Raw genomic sequence first — 24,153 nt, forward strand, 5'->3', positions numbered from 1 at the left:
GTCCTCAACGACCTGATGACCAACAACAGCGTCGACTCCACCGACCCGTTCGGCTTCTCCATCGACTCGCTGAGCATCATGTCCGAATCATTGACGCACTCCGAGCCCCTCCGTAACTTGTGCCAGCAAGCGCTTACTTGAAACGATTCACGCAGGCGCCAACGACGTCGCGGGGAGGGCCCGACTGTGCCTAAGAACGGGAATGTTGAGAGACGAACGATCCTCAAGGCGGCCGGAGCCTCGGCGGCCGCGCTGGGGCTGGCGGCGACGGCCGGGTGCGGTGGCGACAGTGGTGCCGGGGACGGGAATGTGACGCTCCGTTATGCGTGGTGGGGCGGCGAACCGCGCACCATCGCCATCAAGAAGACGATCGCGCTCTTCGAGAAGAAGTATCCGAAGATTAAGATCAAGCCCGAATTCACTGACTACGAATCATTCTGGGAGAAGTTCCAGACCCAGGCCTCCGGCGGTAATCCGCCGGACGTTTTCCAGAATGCGGTCGGCTTCCTGCGCAAGTACGACAAGCGCGGTGTTCTGATGGATCTCAAGACGCAGGCGGACGCCGGGAATCTGAGCCTGGAGGACTTCCGCAACGGTGTTCTGGCGAACGGTCAGGTCGACGGAAAGCAGATCGGCATACCCGTCGGCGCCAACACCATGGCACTCGTCATCGACCTCAAGGCCTTCGAGAAGGCGGGCGTGGAGGCGAAGTTCGGCTGGACCTGGGACGACTACTTCGCCGCGCTGCAGACGATCCAGGACAAGCTGAAGATCGCCGGAGACACCGGCTACTTCGCCATCATGTACCTCTACGACCTCTATCTGCGCCAGAACGGCAAGGCCTTCTTCACCGACTCCGATCTCGGCTTCACCGAGGACGATCTGACGCAGTGGTGGGCGGACGGCTACAAGCGCGTGAAGTCCGGTCTTGTCGCCGACCCCAAGAAGATCGAGCAGGTCAAGCCCAAGTCCGGTCTGTCGGCGGGGCTCGCCGCGTCCGAATTCACCTGGGACAACTTCTCCATCCGTTACGAGGGCGAGGGCGAGTCCGACTACGGGCTCGCGCCGATCCCCACCACGGACGGCAAGGACACCGGCCAGTACCTCGGTTCGCTGATGATGAGTGCCTTCTCCGGGACCAAGCATCCCAAGGAGGTCGCCCAGTTCATCGACTTCATGGTCCACGACCCCGAGGTCGGCAAGATCATGGGCTACGACCGCGGCATCCTCGCCACCACCGAGCAGTACGCCGCCTTCAAGCCGACCGACCCCAACAACAAGGGCGTCGCGGCCTACGAGGACGAGGTCGCCCAGGCCGGCGTCCTCGGGAAGATCACCCCGCACCCCTCCGGCGCGGACGTCATCGAGGCGGCCTTCCTGCGCATCGGCGGTGAGATCGCCCAGGGCAAGACCAAGCCGGCCGACGGTGCGAAGGCGCTGTTCAGCGAGGCCAAGGCCGCGTTCGCGGGCTGAGGGGACGTACGACCATGACGCTCGTCAAGGAAGCGCCCGTGCGCCCGGCCGGGAAGCGGTCCGCCGCTCCCGCCCCCGGGCGGCGCGGGCGGCGCCGCGAGAACCTCGCCGGCTATCTCTTCATGTCGCCGTGGATCGCGGGTTTCCTGCTGCTCACGGCAGGACCGATGATCGCGTCGCTGTACTACGCGTTCACCAGCTACAACCTGTTCACACCGCCCCAGTGGGTGGGGCTCGACAACTTCACGACGATGTTCCAGGACCCGCGCTGGCAGAAGTCGGTCGAGGTCACGCTGAAGTACGTCGTCGTGGCGACCCCGCTGAAGCTGCTCCTCGCGCTCGGAGTGGCGCTGCTGCTCGCGCAGAAGCGGCGCGGACAGGGCCTGTACCGGGCCGCCTTCTACATGCCGTCGCTCATCGGCGCCAGCGTCTCTGTCGGCTTCGTCTGGCGGGCGCTGTTCTCCGACGACGCCGTCGTCGACCGTACACAGAAGGTCTTCGGGCTCGACGTCGGCGGCTGGATCGGCAATCCGGACTATGTCCTGTACGCCCTGGTGGCGCTGAGCATCTGGCAGTTCGGTGCGCCGATGGTCATCTTCCTGGCGGGGCTGAAGCAGGTGCCGCAGGAACTGTACGAGGCCGCCGAGGTCGACGGAGCCGGTCCCTTCCGCCGGTTCTGGAACATCACGCTGCCGATGATCTCCCCGGTGCTGTTCTTCAACGTGCTGCTGGAGTCCATCCACGCGTTCCAGGTGTTCGGTTCCGCGTACGTCGTCTCCGACACCCGGTGCGGGCCCGCCGACGCCACCCTCGTCTACACCTGTTACCTCTACCAGAAGGGCTTCAAGGAGGCACAGATGGGCTTCGCCTCCGCGATGGCCTGGACGCTGGTGATCGCGGTGGCGCTCGTCACGGCGGTCCTGTTCTGGTCGCAGAAGAAGTGGGTGCACTACGAGGAGGCCGCCAAGTGAGCACCGAAGTGACCACTGCCACCAGCCCTGCCCTGCGCACCTCGAACGAGCGGAAGCGCATCGGATCCCTCGCCTGGCACGTGGGCGCGCTCCTCGTGCTCGCGGTCGTCCTCTACCCGGTGGTCTGGGTGCTCGGCGCCTCGTTCAAGCCGAGCAAGGACATCATCGCCAGCCTCGACCTGCTGCCCACCAAGCCGGTCTGGGCGAACTTCTCCGGCCTCGCCGACGGCATCTCGGGCATCTCCATCACCAGCTTCTTCACCAACTCGCTGATGTACGCGGGCCTGGCCGTGGCCGGTGTGGTGATCTCCAGCTCGCTGACCGCGTACGCCTTCGCCAAGATCCGCTTCGCCGGGCGGAACCTGCTGTTCACGCTGATGATCGGCACCCTGCTGCTGCCGTACCACGTGCTGCTCATCCCGCAGTACGTGCTGTTCCGCAACCTCGGCTACATCGACACGCTCGTGCCGCTCGTCGCGGGCAAGTTCCTGGCCACGGAGGCGTTCTTCGTCTTCCTGATGGTGCAGTTCATGCGCGGGCTGCCGCGCGAGCTGGACGAGGCCGCCAAACTCGACGGCTGCGGCCACCTGAGGACCTACTGGTCCATCGTGCTGCCGCTGAGCCGGCCGGCCATCATCACCAGCGCCATCTTCACCTTCATCAACGCCTGGAACGACTTCATGGGGCCGTTGATCTACCTCAACACCCCCTCCAAGTACACCGTTTCGCTCGGCCTGATGATGTTCCGCGACCAGGAGGGCATCTCCAACTACGGCAGCATGATCGCCATGTCGCTGGTGGCGCTGGTGCCGGTCGTCGCCTTCTTCATGGCCTTCCAGCGCTATCTCATCGACGGTATGGCGACGTCCGGACTGAAGTGAGCAGAAAGGCTGAGGCGGTCACCATGGCCCAAACACGTGTGAAGGCACGCTTCCCGCGCAAGGAGCGCAGGGAGTCCGTGTTCGGCGAGCGCTTCGCGGTCTTCGCCGAGTGTCTGCTCACCGGTGTGTGGATCGCCGTGGCCTCGCTCGGGGTTGTCACCTACCCTGCCGCCTTCGCCGCCGGCGCACGGCATCTACGGCGTCGTACGGCCCACGAGGCCGGTGGCTGGCGGGAGTTCGTCGTGGACTTCCGGGTGGCCGTGCGCGGCGGCTGGCTCGTCGGGCTCCTCGGCTGGGCGGCGGCCGTCGCGGTCTGGGTGGACGTCCTGGCTGCCCGGGCCGGGATTCCCGGCGGGCCGTTCGTCGGGGCCGTCGGCATCTTCGCGCTGATCGGCGCTGCCGTGGCCCTGCTGCGGGCGGCGGCCGTCTGGACGCCGGGCGCCTCCTGGCGGGCGCTGCTCGCGGACGCCGGTCGCCGGACCGTGCGCGATCCCGCCGGGTCCTTCCTGGTCGTCTGCGGGCTGGCCGTCGTGGCCCTGTCCGCTGGGTTCCTTCCGCCGTTGGCGGTTCCCGTCCTCGGGGCCGTCGCGGCGGCGGCCGTCGCCGTGGAGGAGCGGTACCGGCGCAGCTGACGAGCGGTGCCCTCGCACAAGGTCGGCGCCCCGGCGTCGTACCCCTATCTGTCATGCCCCTGACTAAACCCTGACTACCCCAAACCCCCGCACCCGCACGGAAAGGAAAGGCTGGTCCCTCATGTCTCCCATCCCTCGCAGGTCCCTCCTCAAGGCCGCCGCAGTCGCCGGAGCCGCCGCCCAGTTCAGCTGGGCCCTGGGGGCGAAGGACGCGCAGGCCGCGCCCAGAGCCGCCGAGGCCGCCACCGACCCCGTGACCCTGGACTGGCTGGAGGACGGCGGCCTCGGCGCCGCCCCCGGTTCCACGGTCGGCGTGCCCTGGCCGAAGGGCACGTACGAGGCGGGCCAGACCTTCGCGCTCACGGACGCAGACGGCAAGGCCGTACCCGTGCAGTCCTGGCCGCTCGCCTACTGGCCCGACGGAACCCTCAAGTGGACCGCGCACGCGGTGAGTTCGGGCGGCCCCGGGCAACTGACGCTCGCCGCCGGAGCCCCCGAGGTCCCCGCCGCCAAGGTCACCGTCGACAAGCGCGGCGGGACCATCGACATATCGACCGGAGTCATCACCGCCCGGATCGGCAAGTCCGGCTCCACGCTGGTCAAGTCGGTGACACGCGGTTCCACCGAGATCGCGAAGAACGGGCGGCTCGTCCTTATCCGCCAGCCCGAGATCGAGGACGAGGACCAGGGAGCCACCAAGTTCGAGCGTTTCGAGAGCGCCATCAGCGAGGTCGAGGTCGAACAGGACGGCCCCGTAAGGGCAGTTGTCCGCATCGACGGCAAGCACCGCAAGGGCAGCCGCAGTTGGCTCCCGTTCTCGATCCGCCTGTACTTCTACGCCGGCGCCGACTCCTTCCGCATGGTCCACACGATCACGTACGACGGCACCCAGGAACCCGGCAAGGCCAGCGGCGACTTCATCCGCGGCCTCGGCGTCCGCTTCACCGTGCCGATGCGGGACGCCTCGTACGACCGCCACATCCGGATCGGCGGCGACGGAACCGGACTGCTCCGCGAGGCCGTCAAGGGCATCACCGGACAGCGGCGCGACCCCGGAGCGGCCGTCCAGGCGGCCCAGTTCGAGGGTCAGAAGCTGCCCGACCCCTCCACCTGGGACCAGCGGGTCACCACCCGTCTCCAGTACATCCCGGAGTGGGGCGACTACACCCTCTCCCAGCTCTCCGCCGACGGCTTCACCCTGCGCAAGCGCACCAAGAAGGGCTACGGCTGGATCGGCGCCGGCGGCGGCAAGCGGGCCTCCGGGTTCGGCTACGTCGGCGGGGCGAGCGGCGGATTCTCCTTCGGGCTACGGGACTTCTGGGAGAAGCACCCCGCCCAGCTCGACATCCGCGATGCCCACACCGACGAGGCCGAGGTCACCCTCTGGCTCTGGTCGCCCGAGGCCCAGCCCATGGACCTGCGCTTCTACCACGACGGCATGGGCCAGGACACCTACGCCGAACAGCTCGAAGGCCTCAACATCACCTACGAGGACTACGAACCCGGCTTCGGCACCCCCTACGGCATCGCCCGCACCTCCGAACTCCTCTTCTGGGCCAACGAGTCGACACCGTCACCGACGGTACTGGCCCAACAGGTCGAAGCCGTAAGAGTGTTGCCCCAACTCGCCGCCCCGCCAAGGCAACTGATCAAGGCTCAGGTCTTCGGCCCCGGGCTGTACTCCGAGCCCGACCGCTCCACCCCCGCCAAGTCGAAGATCGAGGACCACCTCGACTTCCTCTTCACCTACTACAAGGACCAGGTGGAGCAACGCCGTTGGTACGGCTTCTGGGACTACGGCGACATCATGCACTCGTACGACACCGCCAGACACCAGTGGCGGTACGACGTCGGCGGCTACGCCTGGGACAACTCCGAACTCTCGCCCGACCTCTGGCTCTGGTTCGCCTACCTCCGCTCCGGCCGCGCCGACATCTTCCGCTTCGCCGAGGCGATGACCCGTCATACGGGCGAAGTCGACGTCTACCACCTCGGCCAGTGGGCCGGCCTCGGCACCCGGCACGGCGTCCAGCACTACGCCGACAGCGCCAAGCAGCAGCGCATCGCCAACACCACCTACCGCCGCTACTACTACTTCCTCACCGGCGACGAACGCGTCGGCGACCTCATGCACGCCAACGTCGACAGCGACGAGACCTTCCTCGCCCTCGACCCGCTGCGCAAGATCCGCACTGAGCCCTACACACCCGACCGGCACGCCCTGTCGATCGGTTTCGGCACGGACTGGAGCGGCCTCGTCTCCGCCTGGCTCACCGAGTGGGAGCGCAAGGGCCCCAAGTGGGAGAAGGCCAAGGCACGGGTCCTGTCGACGATGGAGACCATCGCCGCTCAGCCGAACGGGTTCGTGCAGGGAAGCGGGCTGTACGACCTCGACACCGGCAAGTTCGCGGTTGCCTCGGCGCCGGTTGTCGGGGTTTCGCACCTGTCCGCCGTCTTCGGGCTCAACGAGTTGTGCGCCGAACTCATCGACCTGGTCGACATGCCCGCGTTCAACGAGGCGTACTTCGACTACTGCCGCTACTTCAACGCCACCAAGGCCGAGCAAGCGGCGCGGTACGGCTCCAACTTCGGGACGCTGCTGTTGTTCCAGGGACACTCGCGGCTCGACGCGTACGCGGCTGTGCAGACGGGGGATGCGAAGCTTGCCACGCGCGCGTGGGACAAGTTCTACAACTCCGACGGGTACAAGGAGTCGGCGCCCTGGAAGACGGAGGAGTTGAGCGGTCCGGTGGCGCTGGTGCCGGGCAGTGAGGCCGCCTGGGTGTCCACGAATGACACCGCGTTGTATGGGCTTGCCGCTATCGAGAACCTGGCGCTGCTTGGGGACCGGATGCCGTAGCGGGTTCGTGGGGAGCTGCGGGTCCGTTGTGGCTGGTCGCGCCCGCGCGGCGGAGCCGCAGATCGATACAGCCCCGCGCCCCTTGGGTGGGCTCAGTGGAGGCTTCCCAAGAAGGTCCGCAACTTTCGGGCGTCCCTGAGGCGTTGTTCGTATGTTGCGCCCAGGGACAGGAGGAGAAGGCCGGCCAGGGCGGGCGGTACCCAGCGGGGGAGGGCGTCCGCCACCTGGATCAGGTAGGGGGCGAGTTCGTGCAGCGCGTCCAGGGTCAGGACCGTGCCGCCCAGGACGAGCGGTGCCTGGAGGCTGTGCCCGCCGCCCAGCAGCGTGATCGACAGCGCTGCCATGCCCAGCAACAGGGGGCGTGTCCAGTGGGCGTCGCCCCAGGCCGCGACGAGGCTCGGCAGGAGGGTGGCGGCGAGCCCGGGGCCGTACGCCGTCCAGGACGACGTCCGCGGATCGCGGCGTCTGCGCAGGTGACCGACGAGCAGCGCCGGGACGGTCACCGGGACGGTGTACGCCTCGGGTGTGCCGACCTCCCAGGCCGCGAGGCGGACCCATGTGGCCAGGACGAACAGCACCGCGGCCACGTAGCCGACGGAGCGGCGGTCCGGGCGGATCGCCGTGCCCGCGGTGATCACTCCGCACAGCGCGAGGACCAGGGCGAGCAGGGGCAGGTCGGTGACCGCGAGCCCGATCGCGAGCACACCCGCGGCGGCTCCGGTCGCCTCGACGGGCACGGTGGCCGGGGAACCCATTCGTGGCGCGAGCAGGGCCGCGGCCACGGGGACCGCCAGGACGAGCAGGGCGGTGTGCGGGGGCTGCCAGTTCAGGGCCGCGCCGACCGCACAGGCCAGCGCCGCGGCGTACGCGAGCGCGGCCGGCGCCATGAAGGGCGCGAGCCGGGACTGCCACGAGGCCGACGCGAACAGCGCGACCAGGGCGGCGAGCACGGTGAGGGTCGCGGCCTGGGTGGCCAGGGAGAGGAACGCGAGACTCAGGGAGGTGGCCAGCGCGAGGGCGAGCGTCGTGAAGCGAGGTGCGGTCTGCTGCAGGTACGCCGCTGCCGCGACGCCGACGACCGCCGTGAGCCCTTGGATCAACAGGCCGATCGAATAGGGGAGTTCGAGCACCGGCGGAAGAACGAGGGCCGTGGCCCAGGTCAAGCCCAGCGCGCCGGACAGAGCCCTGGGGCGCCAGACCTCGCCCCGCACCACCAGGACGAGCACGGCTCCCACGGCCGTCAGGACGACCGGAACCGCCGCCGCGTGCGCGGGCCAGGACGCGTCGAGCGTCAGCGCGGCACGGGCGTCCGGCGGCGCGCCGGTCCACGCCCGCGAGACCCAGCCGACCGGCGCCAGCGCCACCACACCGATGACGGGCAGCGCCCATAGCACGGCCAGCGCCTGTACGGCTCCGGAGGCCCAGGCCGTCCCGCGCCGCACCGCGTCCGGCAGTCGGCCGATCCGGACGGTCGCCAACAGGGCCACTCCACACGCCAGATGGGCCGGAACCGTCCACAGCTCCGGCAGCACCGAGCGCGCCAGACCGCCGAGTGCGGCGACCGTGAGCAGCCCGGACGCGATCGCGAGGCCGAGGGCGCGCTTCTCGCCCGCCCCCTGCCACGCGGCGACCAGCGCGATCGCCGCGGCAAGGAGGAGGAGCGCCGCCGCACGGGCGGCGGCGCTCGGACCGGAGGCCGTCCAGGACAGCCAGCCGGCCGCCAGTACGCCCGAGGAGCCCAGTCCGTACGCGCCGACCGCGCCGACGACACGTACGGACTTCGCGGTCACCCGGAGCGCCACAGCCGTGTCGAACGCGGCCGTCGCCAGGAGCGCGGCCGTGACGACGTACGAACCCGCGTCCGTCTCCATCGCCCAGAAGAACAGCGGGAGTTGGGCCGCGACCAGCGCGCAGGGCAGGGGCAGCCGCAGCTCAGCGGCGCGCGGCAGCAGGCCGTACGCCGTCCAGAGCGCCGCCAGCAGCGTCGACGCGACCGCCGTGTATCCGGCGCCGCCCGTCCCCGGGAAGGCGACCTGATGCAACGCGTACGCGTCCAGCACCGTCAGGACCAGCCCCAGGCCCGCCACCGACTCGGCCGTCGAACGCAGCCCGCGCCTCAGCAGGAACACGGGTGCGCCGAGCGCGACCGAAGTGACCGCGCCGAGCACCAGAGCCCGCCCGGCGATCCCCAGGTGCCCCCAGCTGACCAGCGTGAACGCGGTCGCCGCGATGGTGAGCAGCACACCGCCGAGCAGCAGGAGAAGGTTCTGCACGCCGGACGCGCCGGTCTCCGGGCGGGGCCGGGCGGCGGCGGCCGGTGCCGGCTTCGGCGGCTGCAGCGCGGCGACCAGCCAGGCCCGGCGGGCCAGCAACTGGGCCCGGCGGGCATCGAGCTGCCACAACTCCGAGTCGAGGAGCCGCAACTCCTCGGCCGGGGGCGGGATGTTCGTCATGCCCTGAAGTGTGGGCTGGGTCACGTCGTACGGCATGAGCGTGCGTACTCAGAACGTACTCAGATCCCGCCCGGCGGGCCGTGGGGCAGGCACACTCGCCCCATGGACTGGAGCCATTACCGCTTCCACACCCGCTGGACCCTCACCGCGCCACTCGCCACGGTGTACGACGCCCTGGCACAGGCCGAGGACTACCCCCGCTGGTGGCCACAGGTACGCGAGGTCGACCGCATCGACGACACCAGCGGAACCATCCGCATCCGCTCCCTGCTGCCGTACGACCTGACCTTCACCGCGCGCGAGGTGCGCCGCGACCCGGCCGCCGGAATCCTGGAGATCGCCATGACCGGCGACCTCGACGGCCGGGCCCGCTGGACGCTCACCTCCGCCGGCTCCGGCACTCTCGCCCGCTACGACCAGGAAGTCGACGTCACCAAGCCGCTGATGCGCCTCCTCGCCGTCCCTGGACGGCCGCTCTTCCGCGCCAACCACGCCCTGATGATGCGCGCGGGACGGCGCGGACTGGCCGCCCACCTCCGAGAGGCTTGACCCAAGCAGTTTGAACCAAGCCCGTCCGGACCTGTATTGTTCAGTCCGTTCCCGGGCGATTAGCTCAGTGGGAGAGCGCTTCGTTCACACCGAAGAGGTCACTGGTTCGAACCCAGTATCGCCCACCGGGAAGAGGCCGGTCCGTCGTCGATGGACCGGCCTTTTTGTGCCTCCGGTCATGCCGCCGCCGACATCTCCGGACGCAGCGGCCACGCCGGATCGACCGCCTCCTCCGAACCGCTCTTCGCGAACCACGCCTGCAGGCCACGCGCCTGCGCCGCGTGCCACACCGCCTGGAGCGTGTGCAGTTCGGCGGGGGACAGACGCTCCAGCCGCGTCGCGAAACGGCGCCCGACCGCCCGTACGACCTCCAGCGAGGCCATCGCGTCCGCCGCCGCGTCATGGGCACCCTCCAGCGTGACGCCGTAGTGCGCGCACAGGTCCGTCAGGGTGCGGCGGCCCTTGCGGTAGCGGTCCAGATGTTTGTCCAGGACCCGGGGGTCCAGCACCAGCAGCGGTGCCGACTCGAACCAGTGGTCGAGCGACGAGGCGCGATGGCGGCGCAACTCCCGGTCCAGCATGGTCAGATCGAAGGGCGCGTTCATGATGACCAACGGGCGGCCCGCCGCCGCCTGTTCGGCCAGCGCCCGGGCTATCTCCTCCATCACGGGGGACGGCCACCGGCCGTTGCGCTGCAGATGTTCGTCCGTCAGCCCGTGCACCGCCGTCGCCGAAGCGGGCACCGGCACACCCGGGTTGATCAGCCAACGGATGATCCTCGGCCGGATGGCCGGCCCTTCCTGGACCACGACGGAAGCCGACACGATCCGGTCGGTCTCGACGTCCACACCCGTGGTCTCCGTGTCGAACGCGGCCAAGGGGCCCTCGTACCAGCACGTCATACCTATGCAACTCCTCGTTCACCCACGGCAGCTGACGTACCGTCTTCTGCCCGTTTGGTGATACCCGGGCTGTTTGCGCCGTACGCCGGAAGGAGACAACAGAGGTACAGGTTTACGCACTTCAGAGACCTGTCACAGAAAATCACCCGGTTTGGAAGGCACTTGGTCATGGCGATAGCGCAGCCCGAACGGGGCGGGCTGCTGCCCGAGCGCACGGCACCCCATCGAGGCACCCTCGCCACCACCGCCTGCATGGAGACACTGCAGGTGGGCTATCTGCACGCCGTCGCGGCCGCGGCCGGCTGCTCGCTGTCCCAGCCGTTCCCCGACAACGGCATCGACTGGCACGTCAGCCACGGCTCACCCGGGCACACGGTCGACGACGAGGTCACCATCAAGGTCCAGCTGAAGGCCACGTACCAGGTCGCCCCCAACCCGCCGGGCCCCTACTTCTCGTTCACGCTCGACAACGCCCACCTGGCGAAGCTCGCCCGCACCCCGGTCTCCGTGCACAAGATCCTGGTCGTGATGCTCGTACCGCGCGCGCAGGACGACTGGCTGAGAGCCAGCCACGACCGTCTCGACCTGCGCCACTGCTGCTACTGGGTCAACCTCGCAGGGCAGCGAATAACCGGCCGGCACCGGACCACCGTGCGGATACCGACCTCACGCATCTTCGACGACCGCGCGCTCTGCGAGATCATGACGCGGGTCGGGACGGGAGGCAGACCGTGACGCACCGCCCCACCGAGGAGCCCCTGCGGCCCGTCCGACCGCACCCCGTCGACACCCCCTGGCACGACGACCCGCCCCCGCCCGAACAGGTCGACCCCGCCGTCCTCGGCGCCCTCCTGCGCCGGCACGGCTGGCAGCGACGCGGGGGAGAGGTCGGACGGTACGGCCGCTGGACCCCACCAGGGCCCGGCGGCAGCGGCACGAGCCTCCTCGTGCCCGAGAGCCGGGCCTACCCCGACAGCGACGACCTCCTCGGCGAGGCCCTCGTCGCCCTCGCCCGCAGCGGATCGCCCGCCGCACGCGAAGTGCTCGTCGGCCTCGCCGTGCCCAGCGACGAGATCCGCTGGTGGCGGGACGTCCCCACCGGCCCCGCAGGCGTCGCCTCCTGGCCCGTCGAGGAACAACTGCGCTCGGCCGCCCGCCGCATGATGCTCGCCGGAGCGCTCGCCACACGCGCGCGTGCCGGCTACTACGGCGCCCGCCACCGCAGGACCGCCGCCGCGCTCCTCGAACACGTCCTCGTCGGCGCCGCCCCCGCGGGACGCAGCCTCACCGCCTTCGTCCCCGTCGGCACCGGCCGCCCGCTCGCCGTACGCCTCCACCAGGCCCTGTACGCGGCCCGCGAGGCCATCGACTACCACCGGGCCACCGGCGGCATGGACGCCTTCGACGGCGCCGTCGAGGCGGGCGTCAGCCACGAGCTGACGGAGTCCCTCGTCGCCCTCGTACGCGGTACGGAGGGTGCCCGGGTCGCCGTCGAGTGGGCACCCGGCGCCGAGGTCCCCGAGGGCTGCTCGGCCACCACCGAACCCGTCGAGTTCTCGCCCGGCGACCTGCCCGTCCTGCGCGCGGCCGGCACCCGCTACCTGCGCGAGGAACCCTCGGTGCCGGTCCGGATCACCGGCACGGTCGTACGGATGCGCAGGTCGGGGCCGCGCGGCGAAGGCGCCGTACGACTGCGGGTGCTGGCCGGCGCCGAGATCCCGCACGTCCGGATGACGCTGGACGAGGAGGCGTACCGGATCGCCGGCCAGGCGCATCTGGTCGGGCTGCCGGTGCGCGTGCACGGCCGGCTGGAGAGCCGGGGCGGCTTCCGCAGGCTGACCCAGGCCTCCGAGGTCGTACCCGTCCAGGTCGACGACGCGGAGCGGGACCGGCTGATGAAGTCGCTGCAGGAGAACCTCGACTTCTTCGAGGAGGCGTGCAGCGGGGACGACTGAGGGCGGTGGCGGCCGGGGCTTTGCGTTATCTGTTTCGCGGTGGGCGGGGCTGGGTCGGTACGATCCTCACTTGCGCGCGCTCTCGGTATGGCGCCGCACCCACCTTCAGTCAGGAGAGACCGGTGTCAGACGTCCGTGTGATCATCCATCGCGATTCCGAGCGGGAAGAGCGCGTGGTGACGACGGGGACTACGGCCGCCGACCTCTTCGCCGGCGAACGTACGATCGTCGCCGCGCGCGTGGGCGGGGAACTCAAGGACCTCGCGTACGCGGTGGCGGACGGCGAGGAGGTCGAGCCGGTCGAGATCTCCTCCGAGGACGGCCTCAACATCCTGCGCCACTCCACCGCCCACGTCATGGCCCAGGCCGTGCAGGAGCTGTTCCCCGAGGCCAAGCTCGGCATCGGCCCGCCGGTCAAGGACGGCTTCTACTACGACTTCGACGTCGAGAAGCCGTTCACGCCCGAGGATCTCAAGGCCATCGAGAAGAAGATGCAGGAGATCCAGAAGCGCGGCCAGCGGTTCTCCCGCCGTGTGGTGACCGACGAGGCAGCCCGCGAGGAACTGGCGTCGGAGCCGTACAAGCTGGAGCTGATCGGCATCAAGGGCTCCGCCTCGACCGACGACGGCGCGAACGTCGAGGTCGGCTCCGGCGAGCTGACGATCTACGACAACCTCGACGCCAAGACCGGCGACCTGTGCTGGAAGGACCTCTGCCGCGGTCCCCACCTGCCCACCACCCGGAACATCCCCGCGTTCAAGCTGATGCGCAACGCCGCCGCGTACTGGCGGGGCAGCGAGAAGAACCCGATGCTCCAGCGCATCTACGGCACCGCCTGGCCCTCCAAGGAGGAGCTGAAGGCGCACCTCGACTTCCTGATCGAGGCCGAGAAGCGCGACCACCGCAAGCTCGGCAGCGAGCTGGACCTGTTCTCCATCCCGGACCAGATCGGCTCCGGCCTCGCCGTCTTCCACCCCAAGGGCGGCATCATCCGCCGCGTGATGGAGGACTACTCGCGCCGCCGGCACGAGGAGGAGGGGTACGAGTTCGTCTACACCCCGCACGCGACGAAGGGGAAGCTCTTCGAGACCTCGGGCCACCTGGACTGGTACGCCGACGGTATGTACCCGCCCATGCAGCTCGACGAGGGCGTGGACTACTACCTCAAGCCCATGAACTGCCCGATGCACAACCTGATCTTCGACGCGCGCGGTCGTTCGTACCGTGAACTGCCGTTGCGTCTCTTCGAGTTCGGGACCGTGTACCGGTACGAGAAGTCGGGCGTCGTGCACGGTCTTACCCGTGCCCGTGGCTTCACACAGGACGACGCGCACATCTACTGCACCAAGGAGCAGATGGCGGAGGAGCTCGACAAGACGCTCACCTTCGTCCTCGGCCTGCTGCGGGACTACGGCCTGACCGACTTCTACCTGGAGCTGTCCACCAAGGATCCGGAGAAGTTCGTCGGCTCGGACGAGGTCTGGGAAGAGGCCACGGAGACGCTGCGGCAGGTGGCCGAGAAGCAGGGGCTTCCGCTGGTTCCGGACCCGGGCGGCGCCGCGTTCTACGGCCCGAAGATCTCCGTCCAGACCAAGGATGCGATCGGCCGTACCTGGCAGATGTCGACGGTCCAGCTCGACTTCAACCTGCCGGAGCGGTTCGACCTGGAGTACACGGGCCCGGATGGCTCGAAGCAGCGGCCGGTCATGATCCACCGGGCCCTGTTCGGCTCCATCGAGCGGTTCTTCGCTGTGCTCCTTGAGCACTACGCGGGGGCGTTCCCGGCGTGGCTGGCGCCTGTTCAGGCGGTCGGTATCCCGATCGGCGACGGGCATGTCGAGTACCTGCAGAAGTTCGCCGCGGAGGCCAAGAAGAAGGGCCTGCGCGTCGAGGTCGACTCGTCGTCCGACCGTATGCAGAAGAAGATCCGGAACGCCCAGAAGCAGAAGGTGCCGTTCATGGTCATCGTCGGCGACGAGGACATGAACGGGGAGACGGTCTCCTTCCGCTATCGCGACGGTTCGCAGGAGAACGGCATTCCCTTCGAGGAGGCCATCGCGAAGATCGCGAAGGTCGTCGAGGAGCGCGCGCAGGTCTGATCGAGAGCGGTACGGGCCCTCGGGGAGTTCACCTCCCCGGGGGCCTCTCGTCGTCCTCCCGTGAGAACACACCGAGCAGCCAGGACGAGAACGACCCCGTCACCGCCCCCAGCAGGGCCAGCCCGCACGCCATCAGGCCCACCGCGACCAGCCTGCCGACCGGGGTGACCGGAGCGACGTCGCCGTAGCCGACGGTCGCGAGCGTGGCGCACGTCCACCACACCGCATCGCCGAACGTCCGGATCGTCGCGTCGGGCGCGGCGTGCTCCTGCTGGTACACGGCCAGGGCGCCCGTGAACCCGAGCAGGGCCACCGACAGACCGGCGTACACGATCACACGCGCGTGCAGTGCGAGCCGGGGCCTGCCGCGTCGGTGCAGTACGGCCTCGTACACCCTGACCACACGCAGCGGGCGCAGCAGGGGCAGCAGCAGGACGATGGTGTCCAGCCAGTGTGTGCGTACGAACCGGACGCCCTCCCCGCTCAGGCGCCAGCGCCCTGTGTAGTCGAGCGCGAAGACCGCCCAGGAGGCCAGGAGTACGGCCAGGCAGAGGGCCTGTCCGGTGGCGGACAGGCCGTGGGCGAGTACGCGGACCGCGTATGCGGTGAGAAAGAGCAGTGACGCCATTGCGAGGGGGACCTCGGTGCGCCGCTCCCAGTGTTGTGTGCGGCTGTCGTCGTCCATTCCGTCAGCTTGGCCGTGGGGGTCCCGGTGTGTGCCCCGGCGACACGCTCCATCTGGGCGAAGCAATATGCTGCATGGCATGACGAGTGAGCCGGAGCAGCAGATCGGAGTCGGGACGCAGGACGCGTTTCAGCGCCTGTGGACGCCTCACCGGATGGCATATATCCAGGGCGAGAACAAGCCGACCGGCCCCGGTGCCGACGACGGCTGTCCTTTCTGCTCGATCCCGGCCAAGTCCGACGAGGACGGCCTCATCCTTCAGCGTGGCGAGCAGGTCTACGCGGTGCTGAATCTGTATCCGTACACGGGCGGCCATCTGATGGTGGTGCCGTACCGGCATGTCGCCGACTACACGGATCTGACGGACTCCGAGACCGCCGAGTTGGCCGAGCTGACCAAGCAGGCGATGACGGCCCTGCGTACGGCGTCCGGTGCGCACGGGTTCAACATCGGGATGAACCAGGGCACGGTGGCGGGTGCGGGCATCGCGGCCCATCTGCACCAGCACATCGTGCCGCGCTGGGGTGGCGACACGAACTTCATGCCGGTGGTGGGTCACACGAAGGTGCTGCCGCAGTTGTTGGGGGACACGAGGAAGATGCTGGCGGAGGCTTGGCCGTCGAGCGCGGGGTCGGACACTCCCAGCCCGTCCGGCGTTTGAGGACGAGGCCGTTCAGGCCGATGCGGGGGTCTGGGGGCGGCAGCCCCCAGTGCCGGCCGCACCGACCGACCCCCGCCGCCTGACCGCCGGAGGCTTACGCGTCGTAGAGGTCGGCTTTTCGGGGTGTCGGGTCCTGCACCAGCCCGCTGAGGAGCGACGAGCGGTTGCCGAACTTCTCGGTGTCCACGCCGTTCTCCTCAAGGACCCTGATCGCCGCCGCGTGGACGACCCGCAGCACCGGCGTCGCCGTGCGCAGGACGTCGTCGGCCATGAAGCGGTGCGGCCAGGGCTGCTCCGCCCAGGAGTGCCGCAGGCCGAAGGGCTCCGGCAGGGCCAGTGAGCCGCCCAGCCAGTTCAGCAGCGGCGGGTACCAGGTGAGCGGTGCGCGCGCGGCCAGCCGTACGACCTCGTCGGCGTCGACCAGCGGCAGTTTCACCTTCCGGGTCTCCCAGAACCGTACGGACTTCTGTACTTCCTTCTCCTTGGCGCCGGGCTTGCTGAGGAAGAGGGAGTGGACGGGACCGAGCGCGTGTCCGGTCAGTTCGATGCGCAGTGTCTCGTGCAGCACGGTCACCGTGATGAGCATCGTGATGACCAACTGGCCGCTCCACAGCGTCCACTGGACGCCGAGGTAGTGGCGCTGGCCGTCGCCGAACTGCTGCTTGTTGCAGATGTCCTGTATCGCGTGGTTCTTGATCATGTAGGCGTCGACGTCCGTGCCGCTGGGGCGGGAGACCTCTTTCGCGCCCGCGCCGACGGGCGAGACGATCCAGTGCTTCAGGGTCGGTTTCGGGAAGCCGCCGGTGTTGAGCGGGCCGCGTTCCAGCATGCGCAGCTGGTCGTGGATCGCGCGTATGACGTCCCAGCTGCGGAAGGGGTGGATCTCCTTGGCCGCGTCGCGGGGGACCAGGTTCTCGGCGAGCTGCCAGGTGCCCCATCGGGTGCCCATGCCGAGTATGCCCTTGTGGCCGGCGTAGAAGACGGAGTTGGACTGCTGTTCGGCGCTGAGCCTGGCCAGTTCCTTGCGGAGGTGTTCGGCGGCGGTCTCGCCGGGGCTGCCGGGGACGGCCTCGGGGATCTTGGCACCGACACCGCCGCCGGAGAGCAGGGCGCCCCAGCGTTCGCGCAGGTCCTTCGCGGTGCGCTCGCAGATCTGCTTGGCCCAGAGCCAGCCGACGACCGGGAGGACGACGCACGCGCGTGCGTACAAGGCCCAGAAGCCGGTGAACGGCATCTTGATCAGGAAGATCACGGCGAAGGCGCCCACGGCGACGAGGAGGGTGGTGGCGAGGGCGGAGGCCCGCTTGTCCTCGCGCTTGGCGATGTTCGCCCGGCCCGCGAAGACGGCCAGCCACAGCAGGAGCCCGGGCAGGAAGAGCACGCCGCACAGCACCATCACCGCGGAGAGCCAGTTGTCGCGGTCGCGCCGGATGCGGTGGGCCGCCAGGGCGTGCTCGACGATGACCTGCGGTTCGGTGCCGAAGGACTGGATGAGCGGCTTGCGGCCGGCGCCCAGCATGCGGTCGATCACCGCGCGGGAGAACGCCTCGCCGAGCTTGGGCCGGAAGATCTTGGCCCAGGCGCCCCGGGGCGGCTTGACCGTGGACTTGTGCCACTCGTTGTCGGCTTCGAGGATCTTCGTGACCTCGTCGTCCTCCCGGTAGGCCGCCGAGGCCAGCGCGAAGGTCGCCGCCGTCTGGCCCGCGGAGCCCGACAGGGGCACCTGTGCCCCTGGGCTGAAATCGAAACCGTCGTCCGCCACTCTGCCGCCCCCTCGCCGCCGTACCCGCTTCTGCGGCCTTTCCCGACTTCCTTGCTCCGCACACCTGTTGAACAGGTCATCACGTTGTTGGAGTCACAACTTGATCAGGTGATCAGCGTATCCGCAGCCACCGACAATTGGGGCGGCGGACGGCAGAAGCCGTCCGCCGATGTGGAGGAAAGCGTTCCGTACGGGCCACTTGTCGGGCGCCGGGCACCAACTACGCGGTGCTCTGGGTCTGTTCGCGGACCCTTTCGGCGATCTGCGGCGGCATCGGTTCGTGCCGTGCGTACTTGCGGTCGAAGCGGGCGGTGCCGTGCGAGAGGGAGCGCAGGTCGACCGCGTACCGGCCGATCTCGATCTCGGGCACCTCGGCGCGTACGAGAGTCCGCCCGCCGACGGTCTGCTCGGTGCCGACGACCCGGCCGCGCCGGCCGGACAGGTCGCTCATCACGGAGCCCACGTAGTCGTCGCCGACGAGCACCGTCACCTCGACCACGGGTTCGAGGAGATGGATCGTCGCGTCGGCGGCGGCCTCGCGCAGTGCGAGCGCGCCGGCGGTCTGGAACGCGGCGTCGGAGGAGTCCACGGAGTGCGCCTTGCCGTCCAGGAGGGTGATCCGTACGTCGATGAGCGGATGGCCGGCGGCGATTCCCTTGGCGGCCTGGGCGCGTACGCCCTTCTCGACGGACGGGATGAACTGCCGGGGCACGGCGCCGCCGACGACCTTGTCGACGAACTCGATGCCCGAGCCGCCCGGCAGCGGCTCCACCTCGATCGCGCAGATCGCGAACTGCCCGTGCCCGCCGGACTGCTTCACATGGCGTCCGCGCCCCGCGGAACGGCCGGCGAACGTCTCCCGTAGGGAGACCTTGTGCGGTACGACGTCGACCTGGACGCCGTAGCGGTTGCGCAGCCGTTCCAGGGCGACGTCCGCGTGGGCCTCGCCCAGGCACCACAGGACCACCTGGTGGGTGTCCTGGTTCTGTTCGAGCCGCATGGTGGGGTCCTCGGCGACGAGCCGGCCGAGCCCTTGGGAGAGCTTGTCCTCGTCGGCCTTGCTGTGCGCCTGGATGGCGAGCGGCAGCAGCGGGTCGGGCATCTCCCACGGTTCCATCAGGAGCGGGTCGTCCTTCGCGGAGAGGGTGTCGCCGGTCTCCGCGCGGTTCAGCTTGGCCACACAGGCCAGGTCGCCGGCGATGCAGTGGCTGAGGGTGCGCTGCTGTTTGCCGAAGGGCGCGGACAGGGCGCCGATGCGTTCGTCGACGTCGTGGTCCTCGTGGCCGCGGTCGGCGAGGCCGTGCCCGGAGACGTGGACCGTCGCGTCGGGCCGCAGGGTGCCGGAGAAGACGCGGACGAGGGAGACCCGGCCCACGTAGGGGTCGCTGGCCGTCTTCACGACCTCCGCGACCAGCGGGCCGTCTGGATCGCAGAGCTTCAGCTCGCGCGGGCGCCCGTCGACGGTGGTGACCCCGGGTGCCTCGCGTTCCAGCGGGGTCGGGAAGCCCCCGGTGACCAGTTCCAGCAGCTCGACCGTGCCGAGGCCCTGCTTGGCGCCGTCGGCGGCGGGGGCGGCGGCCAGCACGGGGAAGAAGGTCCCGCGCGCGACGGCCCGTTCCAGGTCCTCGACCAGGGTCTTGAGGTCGATCTCCTCGCCGCCCAGATAGCGGTCCATGAGGGTCTCGTCCTCGCTCTCCGCGATGATCCCCTCGATGAGCCGGTTGCGGGCCTCCTCAATGGCCGGGAGCTGGTCGGGGCTGGGTTCGGACTCCTTGCGCTCCCCGGAGGAGTAGTCGAACAGCTTCTGCGTCAGCAGCCCGGTCAGCCCGGTCACGGGCGCGTGCCCGTCAGGCCCCGGCGCGCCGTGCAGCGGCAGGTAGAGCGGCAGTACGGCGTCGGGGTCGTCCGCGCCGAAGGCCTCCGCGCAGATCCGCGTCATGTCGTCGAAGTCCGCGCGCGCGGACTCCAGATGCGTGACGACGATGGCCCGCGGCATGCCGACGGCCGCGCACTCCTCCCACACCATCCGGGTCGAGCCGTCGACCCCGTCCGAGGCCGAGACAACGAAAAGGGCCGCGTCCGCCGCTCGCAGACCGGCCCTGAGTTCCCCGACGAAGTCGGCGTATCCGGGAGTGTCCAGAATATTGATCTTGTACCCGCCCCATTCGACGGGCACCAGCGAGAGCTGCACCGAGCGCTGCTGCCGGTGTTCGATCTCGTCGTAGTCGGAGACGGTGCCGCCGTCCTCCACCCGGCCCGCCCGGTTGACGGCCCCCGCGGTCAGCGCGAGAGCCTCCACCAGTGTCGTCTTGCCCGATCCGGAGTGGCCGACCAGCACCACATTCCGTACGGACGCGGGGTGGTCGGCCGCTGTAGCCCTGCCGGCGGCTCCGGGGTGTGCGTTCGCCTTGTCGCCCATGGTCCTGCCTCCCGTGCACGGTGAGGTCACTGTGGGCGCGGACGTGGTGGATCCGCGTGCGGTGGCGGCTCCGATGACGCCCGCGGTGCTTTCGAGCTTTGCACTCGCGTCACGGTGCGTCCATACGGCGGACGCGATCGCGCGGCCGGGACCGGGCATGCGGGGTGATCCGGGACGCCGACATCCTGCCGTGACCCGGATGCCGTCAGGCCGTGACACGGGTGCGCGGGTGCCCGACCGTCGCACAAGCGCGCGCGTGGCTACGATGGGCCAGCCGGTGGCCAGTAGGGGCCGCGCGGCGAAACCGACCCTCGGGAAGGCCATGCTGAACAAGTACGCGCGTGCATTCTTCACGCGTGTCCTCACGCCGTTCGCCGCGTTTCTCATCCGCCGGGGCGTCAGCCCCGACACGGTGACGCTCCTCGGGACCGCCGGAGTGATCGCGGGCGCGCTGGTCTTCTACCCCAGGGGAGAGTTGTTCTGGGGCACGGTGGTCATCACGCTGTTCGTGTTCTCGGACCTCGTCGACGGCAACATGGCCCGCCAGCTGGGCCGTTCCAGCCGCTGGGGGGCCTTCCTGGACTCCACCCTCGACCGGGTGGCCGACGGCGCGATCTTCGGCGGGTTCGCCCTCTGGTACGCGGGCGGCGGTGACGACAACGTCCTGTGCGCGGTCTCGATCTTCTGTCTGACGAGCGGCCAGGTGGTCTCGTACACCAAGGCGCGCGGTGAGTCGATCGGCCTGCCGGTCGCCGTCAACGGGCTCGTCGAGCGTGCCGAGCGGCTGGTGATCTCGCTGGTCGCGGCCGGTCTCGCGGGCCTGCACGACTTCGGGGTGCCCGGCATCCAGTACCTGCTGCCGATCGCCCTGTGGATCGTCGCCGTGGGCAGCCTGGTCACGCTGATCCAGCGTGTCGTCACGGTCCGCCGGGAGTCCGCGGAGGCGGACGCGGCGGACGCGAGCAGGAACGCCGCCCAGAGCAGTGAGGCCTCCTCGTGAGCGACCTGCGGGGGCGGCTGACGGACGGGGCGTACGCGCTGGGCTGGAGCGCCGTCAAGAAGCTCCCGGAGCCCGTCGCCGTCAAGCTCGGCCGGACCATCGCCGACCTGGCCTGGAAGCGGCGTGGAGAGCGCGTACGACGGCTCGAGTCGAACTACGCGCGCGTGGTGCCCGACGCGACACCGGAGCGCCTCGCGGAGCTGTCCCGCGCGGGCATGCGTTCGTACCTGCGCTACTGGATGGAGTCTTTCCGTCTCCCGGCGTGGAGCCCGGAGCGCGTGAAGACGGGCTTCGAGGCAGAGGGCATCCACCACCTGACCGACGGGATCGCCTCGGACCGGGGCGTGATCCTGGCGCTTCCGCACCTGGGCAACTGGGATCTGGCCGGCGCCTGGGTCACCACCAAGCTGGAGACGCCCTTCACGACGGTCGCCGAGCGCCTGGACCCGGAGTCGCTGTACGACCGTTTCGTCGCCTATCGCGAGAGCCTCGGCATGGAGGTCCTGCCGCACAACGGCGGCACCGCCTTCGGCACCCTGGCGCGACGGCTGCGCGACGGCGGCCTGGTCTGCCTGGTCGCCGACCGGGACCTGTCCGCCTCGGGCGTCGAGGTGAAGTTCTTCGGCGACACGGCCCGGATGCCGGCGGGCCCGGCCCTGCTGGCCCAGCAGACGGGAGCGCTCCTCCTCCCGGTGACCCTGTGGTACGACGACTCACCGGTCATGCGTGGGCGTGTTCATCCCCCGATCGAGGTACCCGAGACAGGTACGAAGGCCGAGAAGACGTCTGTCATGACACAGGCGCTGGCCGATGCCTTCGCCACGGGAATCGCCGACCACCCGGAGGACTGGCACATGCTTCAGCGGCTGTGGCTCGCGGATCTCGACCCAGCGAAGGCCCCCACGAAGGCCCCCACGAAGGCCCCCGACAAGGATCCCGAGAAGGGGACCCCGTGAAGATCGGCATCGTCTGCCCGTACTCCTGGGACGTACCGGGCGGCGTCCAGTTCCACATCCGTGATCTGGCCGAGTACTTCATCCGCCTGGGCCACGAGGTCTCCGTCCTCGCCCCCGCCGACGACGACACCCCGCTCCCGCCGTACGTCGTCTCGGCCGGCCGCGCGGTCCCGGTGCCGTACAACGGCTCGGTGGCCCGCCTGAACTTCGGATTCCTCAGCGCCGCCCGGGTACGCCGCTGGCTGCACGACGGCGAGTTCGACGTGATCCACATCCACGAACCGGCCTCGCCCTCACTGGGCCTGCTGGCCTGCTGGGCGGCGCAGGGGCCCATCGTGGCCACCTTCCACACCTCCAACCCCCGCTCCCGCGCGATGATCGCCGCGTACTCGATCCTCCAGGCGGCCCTGGAGAAGATCAGCGCCCGGATCGCGGTGAGCGAGTACGCCCGGCGCACACTGGTCGAACACCTGGGCGGCGACGCGGTCGTCATCCCGAACGGCGTCGACGTCGACTCCTTCGCCGGGGCCAAGCCGAAGCCCGAGTGGCAGGGCGACACGATCGGCTTCATCGGCCGCATCAACGAGCCCCGCAAGGGTTTTCCGGTCCTGATGAAGGCCCTCCCGAAGATCCTCGCCGCCCGCCCCTCGACGCGACTGCTGGTCGCGGGCCGCGGCGACGAGGAAGAGGCGCTGGAGGGCCTGCCGCCGGAGCTTCGCCCGCGCGTCGAGTTCCTGGGCATGGTCAGCGACGAGGACAAGGCACGGCTGCTGCGCAGCGTGGACGTGTACATCGCCCCCAACACCGGCGGTGAGAGCTTCGGGATCATCCTGGTCGAGGCGCTGTCGGCGGGGGCCCCGGTCCTGGCCTCGGACCTCGACGCCTTCGCCCAGGTCCTGGACCAGGGCGCGGCGGGCGAACTGTTCACGAACGAGGACGCGGACGCGCTGGCAGAGGCGGCCGTACGACTACTGGGCGACCCCGCCCGCCGGGCCGAACTGCGGGAGCGGGGGAGTGCCCATGTGCGGCGGTTCGACTGGGCGACGGTGGGGGCGGACATCCTGTCGGTGTACGAGACGGTGACGGACGGGACGACGGCTGTGGCGGCGGATGAGCGGACGGCGACCGGGTTGCTGGCGCGGTTGGGGCTGGGGAGGGACTGAGCAGGGGAGTGGTGGTCCCACCCTGCCCGTCCGGCGTTTGAGGACGACAGCGGGGGTCTGGGGACGGTCGGGTGAGGGACTCCGCGGAACCGGCGGTGCGCACCTGTAGCCTGCCGCCCGTGACCGCAACCCTCATCTGGATCCTTGTCGGGCTCGTCGTGATCGGCCTCTACCTGAGCTGGACCGCCGGGCGGCTCGACCGGCTGCACGCCCGTATCGACGCCACGCGCGCGGGCCTCGACGCGCAGTTGCTGCGCCGGGCTTCCATTGCCCAGGAACTGGCCACGTCGGGTGTGCTCGATCCGGCCGCGTCGATCGTGCTGTACGAGGCGGCGCATGCCGCGCGGCAGGCCGAGGAGGAGCAGCGTGAGGTCGCCGAGAGCGAGCTGAGTCAGGCGTTGCGGGCCGTCTTCGGGGAGGCGCTGCAGGTCGAGGCGGTACGGGAAGCCCCCGGCGGGGAGGCGGCGACGGGGGAGCTGACCGAGGCGGTGCGGAGGGTGCCGATGGCTCGGCGGTTCCACAATGACGCGGTGCGGGCGGCTCGGGCGTTGCGGCGGCATCGGAAGGTGCGGTGGTTCCGGCTTGCGGGGCACGCCCCGTTCCCGATGGCCTTCGAAATGGACGACGAGCCGCCACCGGCGTTGGCGGAGCGCGCGCCGGCGTAAGGGGTTTTGTCTCGCCCCCGCCGCCCCTACCCGTCCCATCCTTCTGGGGCTCCGCCCCAGACCCCGC

At 69.8% G+C, this 24,153-nt stretch carries 19 protein-coding genes and 1 tRNA gene; 15 read left to right on the forward strand and 5 right to left on the reverse strand.

Translation table 11 applies throughout. The features are described 5' to 3' along the window. Positions 1–186: 186 nt before the first annotated feature. The 5 genes from ACWCRB_RS39325 to ACWCRB_RS39345 all read left to right on the forward strand — a co-directional run bounded on the left by ACWCRB_RS39325 (position 187) and on the right by ACWCRB_RS39345 (position 6,817). Positions 187–1,473 (forward strand): ABC transporter substrate-binding protein, encoded by a 1,287-nt coding sequence (locus ACWCRB_RS39325; RefSeq protein WP_451000645.1) that lies wholly within the window; start codon positions 187–189, stop codon positions 1,471–1,473. Between the two features lie 14 nt (positions 1,474–1,487). Continuing rightward, entirely contained in the window at positions 1,488–2,444 is a 957-nt protein-coding gene (locus ACWCRB_RS39330; RefSeq protein WP_451000646.1) for a carbohydrate ABC transporter permease, read from the forward strand. Positions 2,445–2,452: 8 nt separating this feature from the next. Next, positions 2,453–3,325, forward strand: coding sequence for a carbohydrate ABC transporter permease (locus ACWCRB_RS39335; RefSeq protein ID WP_451000661.1), 873 nt, complete (start codon positions 2,453–2,455; stop codon positions 3,323–3,325). Between the two features lie 23 nt (positions 3,326–3,348). After that, positions 3,349–3,957, forward strand: coding sequence for a hypothetical protein (locus ACWCRB_RS39340; protein WP_451000647.1), 609 nt, complete (start codon positions 3,349–3,351; stop codon positions 3,955–3,957). A 121-nt stretch (positions 3,958–4,078) separates the two neighbouring features. Continuing rightward, entirely contained in the window at positions 4,079–6,817 is a 2,739-nt protein-coding gene (locus ACWCRB_RS39345) for an exo-rhamnogalacturonan lyase family protein (RefSeq protein ID WP_451000648.1), read from the forward strand. A 92-nt stretch (positions 6,818–6,909) separates the two neighbouring features. Here the strand turns inward: ACWCRB_RS39345 and ACWCRB_RS39350 are convergent, their stop codons facing one another. After that, positions 6,910–9,270: an SCO7613 C-terminal domain-containing membrane protein gene (locus ACWCRB_RS39350; RefSeq protein WP_451000649.1), complete on the reverse strand. Its 2,361-nt coding sequence runs from the start codon at positions 9,268–9,270 to the stop codon at positions 6,910–6,912. Between the two features lie 102 nt (positions 9,271–9,372). On the opposite strand from ACWCRB_RS39350, the gene ACWCRB_RS39355 reads away from it, so the two are divergent. Beyond that, positions 9,373–9,819: an SRPBCC family protein gene (locus ACWCRB_RS39355; RefSeq protein ID WP_451000650.1), complete on the forward strand. Its 447-nt coding sequence runs from the start codon at positions 9,373–9,375 to the stop codon at positions 9,817–9,819. 53 nt (positions 9,820–9,872) lie between these two features. Next, positions 9,873–9,944 (forward strand) — tRNA-Val (locus tag ACWCRB_RS39360). Between the two features lie 51 nt (positions 9,945–9,995). On the opposite strand, the gene ACWCRB_RS39365 is transcribed toward ACWCRB_RS39360, so the two are convergent. Next, on the reverse strand, positions 9,996–10,721 hold the full coding sequence (locus ACWCRB_RS39365) for an exonuclease domain-containing protein (RefSeq protein WP_451000651.1): 726 nt from the start codon (positions 10,719–10,721) through the stop codon (positions 9,996–9,998). 168 nt (positions 10,722–10,889) lie between these two features. Here ACWCRB_RS39365 and ACWCRB_RS39370 point away from each other — a divergent pair, with 168 nt between their 5' ends. From ACWCRB_RS39370 to thrS, 3 genes are all read left to right on the forward strand, one after another. After that, positions 10,890–11,456: a DUF4365 domain-containing protein gene (locus tag ACWCRB_RS39370; RefSeq protein ID WP_389359172.1), complete on the forward strand. Its 567-nt coding sequence runs from the start codon at positions 10,890–10,892 to the stop codon at positions 11,454–11,456. Further along, a complete protein-coding gene (locus tag ACWCRB_RS39375) occupies positions 11,453–12,676 on the forward strand; it encodes a hypothetical protein (protein ID WP_451000652.1) in 1,224 nt (407 codons plus the stop codon). The genes ACWCRB_RS39370 and ACWCRB_RS39375 overlap by 4 nt, the downstream gene beginning before the upstream one ends. 122 nt (positions 12,677–12,798) lie before the next feature. Further along, the gene (gene thrS / locus ACWCRB_RS39380; RefSeq protein WP_451000653.1) at positions 12,799–14,775 is read left to right on the forward strand and encodes a threonine--tRNA ligase; all 1,977 of its coding nucleotides are present in this window, start codon (positions 12,799–12,801) and stop codon (positions 14,773–14,775) included. A gap of 28 nt (positions 14,776–14,803) precedes the next feature. Here the strand turns inward: thrS and ACWCRB_RS39385 are convergent, their stop codons facing one another. After that, positions 14,804–15,460, reverse strand: coding sequence for a potassium channel family protein (locus tag ACWCRB_RS39385; protein WP_451000654.1), 657 nt, complete (start codon positions 15,458–15,460; stop codon positions 14,804–14,806). 67 nt (positions 15,461–15,527) lie between these two features. Between ACWCRB_RS39385 and ACWCRB_RS39390 the strand changes: the two genes are divergently transcribed. Beyond that, on the forward strand, positions 15,528–16,121 hold the full coding sequence (locus ACWCRB_RS39390; protein ID WP_451000655.1) for an HIT family protein: 594 nt from the start codon (positions 15,528–15,530) through the stop codon (positions 16,119–16,121). A 94-nt stretch (positions 16,122–16,215) separates the two neighbouring features. On the opposite strand, the gene ACWCRB_RS39395 is transcribed toward ACWCRB_RS39390, so the two are convergent. Both ACWCRB_RS39395 and ACWCRB_RS39400 read right to left on the reverse strand, forming a co-directional pair. Next, the gene (locus ACWCRB_RS39395) at positions 16,216–17,883 is read right to left on the reverse strand and encodes a hypothetical protein (RefSeq protein ID WP_451000656.1); all 1,668 of its coding nucleotides are present in this window, start codon (positions 17,881–17,883) and stop codon (positions 16,216–16,218) included. Between the two features lie 220 nt (positions 17,884–18,103). After that, positions 18,104–20,302 carry an elongation factor G-like protein EF-G2 gene (locus ACWCRB_RS39400; RefSeq protein ID WP_451000657.1) on the reverse strand — a complete coding sequence of 733 codons (2,199 nt, stop codon included), beginning with the start codon at positions 20,300–20,302 and terminating at the stop codon, positions 18,104–18,106. A 265-nt stretch (positions 20,303–20,567) separates the two neighbouring features. Here ACWCRB_RS39400 and pgsA point away from each other — a divergent pair, with 265 nt between their 5' ends. From pgsA to ACWCRB_RS39420, 4 genes are all read left to right on the forward strand, one after another. After that, positions 20,568–21,302 (forward strand): phosphatidylinositol phosphate synthase, encoded by a 735-nt coding sequence (gene pgsA, locus ACWCRB_RS39405; RefSeq protein WP_369037470.1) that lies wholly within the window; start codon positions 20,568–20,570, stop codon positions 21,300–21,302. Continuing rightward, a complete protein-coding gene (locus ACWCRB_RS39410; protein ID WP_451000658.1) occupies positions 21,299–22,258 on the forward strand; it encodes a phosphatidylinositol mannoside acyltransferase in 960 nt (319 codons plus the stop codon). The genes pgsA and ACWCRB_RS39410 overlap by 4 nt, the downstream gene beginning before the upstream one ends. Then, a complete protein-coding gene (locus tag ACWCRB_RS39415) occupies positions 22,255–23,421 on the forward strand; it encodes a glycosyltransferase family 4 protein (protein WP_451000659.1) in 1,167 nt (388 codons plus the stop codon). Before ACWCRB_RS39410 ends, ACWCRB_RS39415 begins: the two co-directional genes overlap by 4 nt. Positions 23,422–23,540: 119 nt before the next feature. Then, positions 23,541–24,086, forward strand: a complete 546-nt coding sequence (locus ACWCRB_RS39420) for a hypothetical protein (RefSeq protein ID WP_451000660.1) — start codon at positions 23,541–23,543, stop codon at positions 24,084–24,086. The last annotated feature ends 67 nt before the right edge of the window (positions 24,087–24,153 follow it).

The sequence above is a fragment of the Streptomyces sp. NPDC002156 genome (assembly GCF_053593675.1).

What these genes read in the sequence shown, in the direction of transcription:
- ACWCRB_RS39330 (WP_451000646.1), top strand. Translation starts at nt 1,488, where the DNA reads ATGACGCTCGTCAAGGAAGCGCCCGTGCGCCCGGCCGGGAAGCGGTCC.
- ACWCRB_RS39340 (WP_451000647.1), top strand. Translation starts at nt 3,349, where the DNA reads ATGGCCCAAACACGTGTGAAGGCACGCTTCCCGCGCAAGGAGCGCAGG.
- ACWCRB_RS39345 (WP_451000648.1), top strand. Translation starts at nt 4,079, where the DNA reads ATGTCTCCCATCCCTCGCAGGTCCCTCCTCAAGGCCGCCGCAGTCGCC.
- ACWCRB_RS39350 (WP_451000649.1), bottom strand. Translation starts at nt 9,270, where the DNA reads ATGACGAACATCCCGCCCCCGGCCGAGGAGTTGCGGCTCCTCGACTCG.
- ACWCRB_RS39355 (WP_451000650.1), top strand. Translation starts at nt 9,373, where the DNA reads ATGGACTGGAGCCATTACCGCTTCCACACCCGCTGGACCCTCACCGCG.
- ACWCRB_RS39365 (WP_451000651.1), bottom strand. Translation starts at nt 10,721, where the DNA reads ATGACGTGCTGGTACGAGGGCCCCTTGGCCGCGTTCGACACGGAGACC.
- ACWCRB_RS39370 (WP_389359172.1), top strand. Translation starts at nt 10,890, where the DNA reads ATGGCGATAGCGCAGCCCGAACGGGGCGGGCTGCTGCCCGAGCGCACG.
- ACWCRB_RS39385 (WP_451000654.1), bottom strand. Translation starts at nt 15,460, where the DNA reads ATGGACGACGACAGCCGCACACAACACTGGGAGCGGCGCACCGAGGTC.
- ACWCRB_RS39390 (WP_451000655.1), top strand. Translation starts at nt 15,528, where the DNA reads ATGCTGCATGGCATGACGAGTGAGCCGGAGCAGCAGATCGGAGTCGGG.
- ACWCRB_RS39400 (WP_451000657.1), bottom strand. Translation starts at nt 20,302, where the DNA reads ATGGGCGACAAGGCGAACGCACACCCCGGAGCCGCCGGCAGGGCTACA.
- pgsA (WP_369037470.1), top strand. Translation starts at nt 20,568, where the DNA reads ATGGGCCAGCCGGTGGCCAGTAGGGGCCGCGCGGCGAAACCGACCCTC.